We start from the raw sequence: 2,345 nt of genomic DNA on the forward strand, positions 1-2,345 counted from the left end.
CTAGGGATTTAGAGTTTGCCGAGAAAGCTGAAGGTTATAGCTATGTTTGCTAGACATAGGGTGCAAAGAGAAGATGGTAAAGTGATAGTAGATAGAGAATGACTTTTGCTAGTTTTCTCTACCTGTATAGACTACAGTTCCTTAATACGCTTCTTGATCACTATCATTTGGTGCTTGTCCACTGTAGTAATTTTCTCGAATGATTTTAGGCTCTGGTAAATCAAATATGCCAGATGGTTTACCTTCAAGAGCAAGCTTTTTGGCAGTAACGAGCATAGGATCATTTTTATTAACCTGGAACTGTTCAACAGCTTTAGGTTCAAACTGTCCCAAAATCAAGAGATAGTTTTTTTGTAATCTTTCTGGTGGTTCAGAGCTAAGAGCCTTGTTTACTGCGTCAATATGATGATTTTGTTTAAAATCGTTATATTTGTGCCCTAGATATAACCAGGTTTCAGTTGCCATCAGCTTTTCGGCAATACTAAATGAACGATCTAAACTAGTAGCAAATTTAACAATCAATTCCCATTCTTGATCAGAGATTTTTGGGAAGAAGCGCATTGCCCTGATTGTAACTGCTTTTAGATACTCAACAGGCTCTTCAAGGTTTTGATAATGTGTCAGTAAGCTTCTTATTTCAGCTATATAGCCTTGCTTGGCTAGATTCTCCAGCACATTGATGGGATTGCGAATAATCCAAAAAGCTTTACGCAAAATTTCCATTAAGGTGCTAAGTATATCCTCAAATCCTAAAATAGAAAGCCTATAGAGGGCAAAACGAATATATCTCTCCAATTTCCGTGTCTGATTTGGATAACTACCATTTAATTTACACAGTGCTTGCCAGCTATCCTCTAATAAATCAACTAGGTCTTTACGCAATTCATCTCTATTTTTACTCCAAACCTTATTAGAAGTAATAAAAGAAGCAGACCACTGACGAATTGCCTTAAAAGATTCATCATATGGCAGTTGTGTATACTTTAATTCTCCTTCTAATCCAAAAACGTCTTTCTGTTTTGCCAAGTCTCGCTCACGGCCTTTGGCATTATGCAAATACTTATATATTTTGTGACTTAGATCTGTATCATTTATATAAATTTTGATCTCTCTTAGGCATTGTTGATAATGATGAATATGATACCACCATAGTTCATCCTTGTGAAAGGCACTCTTAAAAATAGCGCGGTGTTCTGAATTCATTATCCACAGTGGATTGACCACACAATCAAAGCGATCGCTCAATTCATCTAGACATTGATCTTGATCAGATTGCTCTAAAAAGGAAGAAACCTGGTATATTCTCTCTGTTTTGTTTTCGTTGAGATTTAGTCCTAACTTGTGTAACTCATCTTTTACAGTATTTTCAATTACCTCCATATCTTCTGGGTTGGGAATGATGAAAATCATATCATCTACATAACGATGTAGTTCAACTCCCCATTCATTACCACTGCCAAATTTGGCATCCACTGAAGTTAAATAAATATTTGCATAAAAGCCTGAACCAATATTTCCCTGAGTAATACCCTGACCTAATTCATGTTGATCAATATTTTTAGAAAGTAATAACCTAATCAGCCAACGTACACGTTCGCTTTCTGTTAATTCCGTAGAAAGTTCATCACAAAGCTTTTCTTGAATAATTTTTGTATAAAATGATTCAATATCTACTCTTAAAACTGCCCCATTAGGATAATTTTTAGCACTATCATGTGCTTCGTTAAGGTAATCACGATAAGCTTTAAAATAATACTCATAAAGATATTCTGTATCTCGTTGTTTACCAGAGATTCTGTAGGCGTAGCTACTACCTCTTAGTTGAGATGACTTGTCACCTAATTTCTGAATAATGGCCACGGATAAAATTTCTTCTTCAATCCGTGAAAGTCCTCTTGGACGAGTCTTTACCACATTCTTAGGAGATTTATAAGAGATGGTTTGATCTACAAAGGCAACATCATTAGCATAAGCACATAATTGTTCTTGTAAATTTAAAATATTGAAATCTAAATTAGTTTCAAAAATACGCACTTCAGTTTCATCATATAAAGACTCCGATAAGAGATTGCGACGTGCCCTAGCCCAGGCTAATTTGAGATTATCAAGACTTATAACTTCATTCCAATCTTTATCTTCTGCTCGATCTGCACTCCAGATTGTCTGAAAATCAGCATAGAATTTTGTTTTATACTGTATGATTCCTTTATTATCTCTCCAATAGCTACTTTTAGGATTAATAAAATATATTTCGTTATTAGCGTTATATATTTGTTCAACTGTATGACGCTTTCCTATACTTTCTCTAAAAGTACATGCCATTTCTATGACTCGTTGTTCCAAAG

Annotated in this window: 1 protein-coding gene; it reads right to left on the bottom strand. The window is 34.8% G+C overall.

What is annotated here, in order from left to right:
• Positions 1 to 141: 141 nt before the first annotated feature.
• Positions 142 to 2,345 (bottom strand): RNA-directed DNA polymerase (locus tag F6K38_RS39635; protein ID WP_287360379.1); only part of this gene is annotated, 2,204 nt, incomplete at its 5' end.

This window comes from Moorena sp. SIO3B2 (assembly GCF_010692525.1).
Lineage (GTDB): Bacteria > Cyanobacteriota > Cyanobacteriia > Cyanobacteriales > Coleofasciculaceae > Moorena > Moorena producens.